The sequence below is a fragment of the Metabacillus fastidiosus NBRC 101226 genome, assembly GCF_001591625.1.
GTDB classification, from domain to species: Bacteria; Bacillota; Bacilli; order Bacillales; family Bacillaceae; genus Metabacillus; species Metabacillus fastidiosus.
The window spans coordinates 1-5,991 of the sequence record NZ_BCVG01000161.1 but is presented as its reverse complement, the minus strand read 5'-3'; the positions used below and the strand labels follow the sequence as shown (position 1 = coordinate 5,991).

Here is a 5,991-nt window from a genome sequence, read left to right as displayed (position 1 = left end):
TATCATACGTTTCCTGTATAGAGTTGTGCCTATTCCTAAATAAAAAACAACAGCCTGCATTGCGGCTGCTGTTTTTTGGATTAAACCATTATTTTACACATGTCATTTGTAAATTCAACAGGATCATTGATTGGCAGCCCCTCAATTAAAAGAGCTTGGTTATATAAAAGCTGTGTATATAATGCAAGCTTTTCTTTATCATTTTCAAATGCTTTTTGCAGTGATTTAAATACATCATGGTTTGGATTAATCTCTAACACTTTATCTGCTTTTACATTTTGATTATCAGGCATTGCATTTAAGATTTTCTCCATTTCAATTGTTACTTCCCCTTCTGTTGATAAACAGACAGGATGGCTTCTTAATCTTTTTGATGCTTTTACATCTTTTACTTTATCATTTAAGATGTCTTTCATATAATCAAATAATTCTTTGTCTTCATTTTGTTCTGCTTCTGATTTATTATCTTTCTCTTCCGGCTCAATTCCTAAATCACCGCTTGAGACAGATTTAAATTCTTTCTCTTTATATGTCATTAACATCTTAATCGCAAATTCATCAACATCATCTGTAAAGTATAAAATTTCATATCCTTTTTCTGCGACTAATTCTGTTTGCGGCAGCTTGTCAATTCTTTCAATAGACTGTCCGGAAGCATAGTAAATATATTTCTGGTCTTCTGCCATTCTTGATACATATTCATCTAAAGTGACAAGCTTTTTCTCTTTTGATGAATAGAACATTAGGAGATCCTGGAGCAATTCTTTATTGCTTCCAAAATCACTGTATACACCGTATTTTAATTGGCGTCCGAAAGATTCGTAGAACTTTTCGTATTTTTCCCGTTCATTTTTCAGCAGACTTTTTAATTCACTTTGAATCTTTTTCCCGATATTTTTTGCAATTAAGCGTAACTGGCGGTCATGCTGAAGCATTTCCCTCGAGATATTAAGCGATAAATCTTCTGAATCGACCATTCCTTTTACGAAACTGAAATAATCAGGAAGAAGATCGGCACATCTATTCATAATAAGTACGCCGCTTGAATACAACTCCAGCCCTTTTTCATATTCCTTTGTATAATAATCAAATGGCATTTTTTCCGGAATATATAAAATGGCATTGTATCTGATAGAGCCGTCTACACTAATATGAATATGTTTTAATGGCTTATCGAAGCCGTAATGTTTTTCCGCATAAAACTGCTCGTAATCTTCTGTTGTCAGTTCCTTTTTGTTTTTTCTCCAGATCGGAACCATACTGTTAATCGTCTGTTCTTCTGTGTATTGTTCAAATTCCTGATCATTATCTTCTTTCAGTCTTGTTTCCGTTACATCCATTTTAATTGGATATCGGATGAAATCAGAATATTTTTTAATAATCGCTTTTAAACGGTATTCATCTAAAAATTCATCATAATTTTCATCTTCTGTATTTTCTTTTATTTTTAAAATAACTTCTGTTCCAACCTCTGCTTTTTCAGACGGCTCAATCGTATACCCATCGGCACCTTCTGATTCCCATTTATACGCTTCTTCGCTTCCTAACGCTTTACTAATAACAGTAACTACATCAGCAGCCATGAATGCGGCATAAAATCCGACTCCAAACTGGCCGATAATATCATGTCCATCTTTTAATTCATTTTCATTTTTAAATGCTAAAGAACCGCTTTTCGCGATCGTTCCGAGATTATTTTCAAGCTCTTCCTTCGTCATACCGATACCTGTATCGATAATTCTCAGCGTTCTGTTTTCCTTATCAGCATCTACTTTTATGTAATAGCTATCCTTATCAAAATTTAAAGAATCATCTGTTAATGCCTTGTAATAAATTTTATCAATTGCATCACTGGCATTTGAAATCAACTCTCTCAAAAATACCTCTTTCTGAGAATAAATAGAGTTGATCATCATTTCTAATAATCTCTTTGACTCTGCTTTAAACTGTACTTTTGTCATTACAGACTCCCCCTTCTAATTAATAGATTAGCACTCTTACTACATAAGTGCTAACCAATACTTTTTTAAATATCATACACAATAATTTATGTCAAGGCATTATACATTGCATATCTGTATACAGCCGTCATAATTATGTATTTAGATGAATAAATTTTTTTAGAAAATACGAAACTCAAAAAGAAAAAAGTGCGGAAGGCGGGTTTTCTAATGAAAATACCTGTTAGTGGTTTTGTTATTCATTCAAATGATTCGAATTCGGAGCATTCCCACGAATTATATCTCACTTCATGGGATGGCAGACAGCTTCATACACATCATTTTGCAGGAGTAACTTCTTTTAACGCCGGTCATGACCATCAGTATGCGGGGATGACGGAACCTGCTCCGAGCGGAGTGCCTCATACACATTATTACTTTACAATGACATCTTTTAACGATGGGCATAAGCATGAAATCAGAGGTGTTACCGGTCCAGCTATTCCTTTACCTGGAGGGGGGCATTATCATCAATTCCATGGAGTAACAACAGTAAATGGCAGCCATCCTCATTCTCATCGATACAGTGGAAATACTAGTTCTAGCTAACTCAAAATCCCCCCTGATAACGAGTCGTTTGTCCTCCAGCTGCAAGCCTTTGTTACTTACTAAACCCTAAAGAGCTTCTGATTGGTTCGCCTGGTGTACTACTTCTTCGCTATAAAAAAAAGAGCCTATTTTTAAAAAAGATTAATCAAAATAGGCTCTTCTTTGATGAAATGGAGTAACTTCTAAAATATGTTTGATTGTTCTTTTAAATCATTGCTGTCCTAAAGCATCTTCCAGCTCAATACCATTTATCAATTTAATATCTTTTAGAAGAAAATGAGAAGTAATATCCCGACAATGAAGCAATAATAAGTAAAATAAACGAGCTTTCCATTTTTCATAATTCCCATAAACCATTTCATCGCAATATAAGTCATTAGAAGTGTTGTAATAAACGCAGATAAATATGGAATTGCTAAATCTGCTTTATTCGGTTCATTCAAAAAATCTGAAAAACCTAGTACAACACCCCCAAGGCTCACTGGAATATACAGCATAAATGAAAACCGAAGCGCCGTATCTTGTTTCATTCCAACAGCAATTGCTGAAATAATCGTTGCGCCTGAACGACTAATCCCTGGTGTTAAGGCTACAGCCTGCCCTAAACCAACAATGAATGCATCCTTAATTGTAATATCACCCTCTCCTTTCACTCCTTTCATATTGCGAATGAACCACAAGGCAACACCCGTAACGAAAAGCATGATCGCAATTGTTGTCATACTGACATTTTCTGCGATATAGTCATTTAATAAAACACCCAGAACTCCTGCCGGAATACTGCCAATGACAATGAAGCAAACAAAGCGAAAGTCGCTCTTATATTGCTCATTTTTTGTTTTTAAATAATGAATTGAATTGATTGCAAGCCTTGCGATATCCTGTCTGTAAATATAAAGTATCGCAAGCAGTGAAGCCGTATTTGTTAATATAGCAAAAGTAAAACCTTGGTTACCCAAACCTAAAATTTCGCTGGCAATCATTACATGTCCACTAGAAGATACCGGAATCGGTTCTGTAAAACCCTGAACCAGCCCAATAATAATCATTTTAAGTATGTATATAATATCTGTCTCTCCCATGTTAGCCTCCTATAAATCTCTTGTCATTCATACAGACGAGACGGAGAAGGGAATTGTTTCCTAAATTATGATTTATTTTCAATTTAATTAAAGAAGACGAAAATTATTTTAGGGAAAGTTTCACAATATTTTTAATAATACTGCTTTATTTAAAATCTGGAATACAGAAAAAAGAAGAGAAGCATCAATCGCTTCTCTCCTTTAAATAAATCATATTATTTAGCTGTAAAAGATACGTTTTCTGCAGTTGCCCAATTGTTTACCGGAATTACTTTATATTTAACACCAGACTTCAATACAGCGTTTTGAACATCAAAAATGCCGACTGCTCCTTTACGGGATGAGAAACGGTATTGTGCTTTTACTGTAGTACCATCTTCCCCTTGCAGCTCTACACTTCTTCCTGCAAATAATTCTGTACGAGGATCTTTATCCAATGTAATCTGGAATGATTTATTATCAATTGCTTGGGCTGACTGAAGTTTAAGCGGAGCAATATTTTCTGCTGTAAACCATCTGTTATCAATATCCGCCCATTTCGATGTCACTTTATATGTAACACCTTGTTTTAATGTCTGTCCTTCCGGTAAACGGAATTTTGGAGCTTGTCTTCCATCAGCAGCCTGAGTAAACGGTACATAATTTGCTGTGAACTGATCACCATTGCTTCCTGTAACAGTTACATAGCGATCTCGTAAAGAGGAAATAATATCATAGCGTTTTCCATCTTTATCACGATTTTTGCGGTCCAGTTCAAATGCTAAATCACCGCGTCCTGCCTTGTATGCTTCAATAACATTTGCGTAATCCACTACACCATCTTCTAAAAATGATTCCAGTTCAAATGTGTCATTTGTCACTTGTTTCGTATTACGGATCTCTATTTTCTCATCTGTTCCTTCAAATGTCTTTACTCTCTGTCCTTTATAGCTTAGTTTATATCTTGCATCATCTTTTTGAAATGTAACCGGTACGATATATGTACTCTTTGCACCTGTTTTTAAGCGGGGTACGTTAACGATGCTAAGATCGTGATTAAATTCAAATTGTTTCTTAATATTTTCTAAATTATTCGGGTCCACATCTTCTGCAGCAAGCGGCTTATTAAATGTAATTTGTAATGTCATTGTATTTACTACATTTATATTCGTAATTCTTGCTTCCTGCTGTTGCTTCTCTGCTGAAACCTGCTGGTTGCTTGCCGCTTCTACGTTTAAAGCAGAATTACTTACGATAACTCCTGATGAAATAATAGATACAGCTAATGCTGCAGGTACGATACTCTTTTTAAAATTCATGTTACATGTCTCCTTTTATTTTTAATTATTTATGAACCTTCTCTTCTTCAGTTCAACGCTATTATCCGATGCATTTCTGGCTGTCACCTTCATTATTCAGTTCTCTCTTCTACCTCCCCCGTTTCCTATTTCTTTTTTATCTGTTCTCTTCTTAGACAATATTAGTACGCAATCCTAAACTGCCTATAAATAAATTCTTAAAAAAGTATAAAATTATAAGAAAAAATTGTTAATAATTAATAAGATGAAAAGTTTTCAAAAGAGTATTGTCACTTCAGAAAATTATGAGTATACTCATTTATAAGTCGACTCATAATTATAATCGGAGGTTGCTTATAATGTCGGGACTAAGAGAGTTAAAGAAAGAACAAACAAAACAGAAAATTATTCATTACGCGAAAGAGCTCTTTTTAAAAAAAGGATTCCAGCATGTAAAAACATCTGAAATTGCACGTGGTATCGGAATAGCCGAAGGAACGTTATTTAACTACTTCTCTTCTAAAGGGGAACTGTTTATTGCTACAATTCTCCCTGATTTCAATCTAAATCCCTATAAAACCTCTATTGAAAATCCAAATATAAAAATAAACAAGGAAACGATCGTGGAAGAAATTATGAATATAATCGATTATTACCTGAAAGAACTGATTAGAGTTGAGAAAAGTTTATTGCGGGAGTTTTTATCAGTAGCATACAGTATGAATGAAGCGAATTCAGAGGCAGCCAGAAGGAGTCTGATGAAAGCAGACAAAATGATTCTTCAGGATTTGCAGCAATTTTTGGAATATGTGCAGCAATCGGCTTCTGTGAAAATAAGCATCGATATTGAAATTTTTATTGAATGTGTTTTAAGTTTTGGCTTTTTACAATTCAACAAATATGTATATGATGAACAATTCAGTTATCAAAATATGTTAGATCAATTAAGAAAACAGTTAAATTTTATAATGAATAATTATTAAGCATAGCTAATCTTCTACCTGTCTCTCTTGTTTTTTACAGTTCAAATAAAGTGAAACTTCCATCAGTGGGGGGGTTTCCCATCCCCACTGATGGTTAGCT

At 34.3% G+C, this 5,991-nt stretch carries 5 protein-coding genes; 2 read left to right on the top strand and 3 right to left on the bottom strand.

Translation table 11 applies throughout. The features are described from left to right. Window positions 1-80 precede the first annotated feature (80 nt). Complete coding sequence (gene htpG / locus BFA01S_RS20525; protein WP_066235340.1) at window positions 81-1,961, bottom strand: molecular chaperone HtpG; 1,881 nt, start codon at window positions 1,959-1,961, stop codon at window positions 81-83. Between the two features lie 210 nt (window positions 1,962-2,171). Between htpG and BFA01S_RS20520 the strand changes: the two genes are divergently transcribed. Further along, window positions 2,172-2,549, top strand: coding sequence for a YmaF family protein (locus tag BFA01S_RS20520; RefSeq protein ID WP_066235337.1), 378 nt, complete (start codon window positions 2,172-2,174; stop codon window positions 2,547-2,549). A gap of 266 nt (window positions 2,550-2,815) precedes the next feature. On the opposite strand, the gene BFA01S_RS20515 is transcribed toward BFA01S_RS20520, so the two are convergent. Together BFA01S_RS20515 and BFA01S_RS20510 are read right to left on the bottom strand one after the other, a co-directional pair. Beyond that, window positions 2,816-3,631, bottom strand: a complete 816-nt coding sequence (locus tag BFA01S_RS20515; protein ID WP_066235335.1) for an undecaprenyl-diphosphate phosphatase — start codon at window positions 3,629-3,631, stop codon at window positions 2,816-2,818. Window positions 3,632-3,846: 215 nt separating this feature from the next. Continuing rightward, window positions 3,847-4,929, bottom strand: coding sequence for a hypothetical protein (locus tag BFA01S_RS20510; RefSeq protein WP_066235333.1), 1,083 nt, complete (start codon window positions 4,927-4,929; stop codon window positions 3,847-3,849). Window positions 4,930-5,267: 338 nt separating this feature from the next. Between BFA01S_RS20510 and BFA01S_RS20505 the strand changes: the two genes are divergently transcribed. Further along, window positions 5,268-5,891 (top strand): TetR/AcrR family transcriptional regulator, encoded by a 624-nt coding sequence (locus tag BFA01S_RS20505; protein ID WP_066235331.1) that lies wholly within the window; start codon window positions 5,268-5,270, stop codon window positions 5,889-5,891. The last annotated feature ends 100 nt before the right edge of the window (window positions 5,892-5,991 follow it).

Excerpts from the sequence above, each read along its gene's own strand:
- BFA01S_RS20515 (WP_066235335.1), bottom strand. The coding sequence starts at position 3,631 with ATGGGAGAGACAGATATTATATACATACTTAAAATGATTATTATTGGG.
- BFA01S_RS20510 (WP_066235333.1), bottom strand. The coding sequence starts at position 4,929 with ATGAATTTTAAAAAGAGTATCGTACCTGCAGCATTAGCTGTATCTATT.
- BFA01S_RS20505 (WP_066235331.1), top strand. The coding sequence starts at position 5,268 with ATGTCGGGACTAAGAGAGTTAAAGAAAGAACAAACAAAACAGAAAATT.
- BFA01S_RS20520 (WP_066235337.1), top strand. The coding sequence starts at position 2,172 with ATGAAAATACCTGTTAGTGGTTTTGTTATTCATTCAAATGATTCGAAT.
- htpG (WP_066235340.1), bottom strand. The coding sequence starts at position 1,961 with ATGACAAAAGTACAGTTTAAAGCAGAGTCAAAGAGATTATTAGAAATG.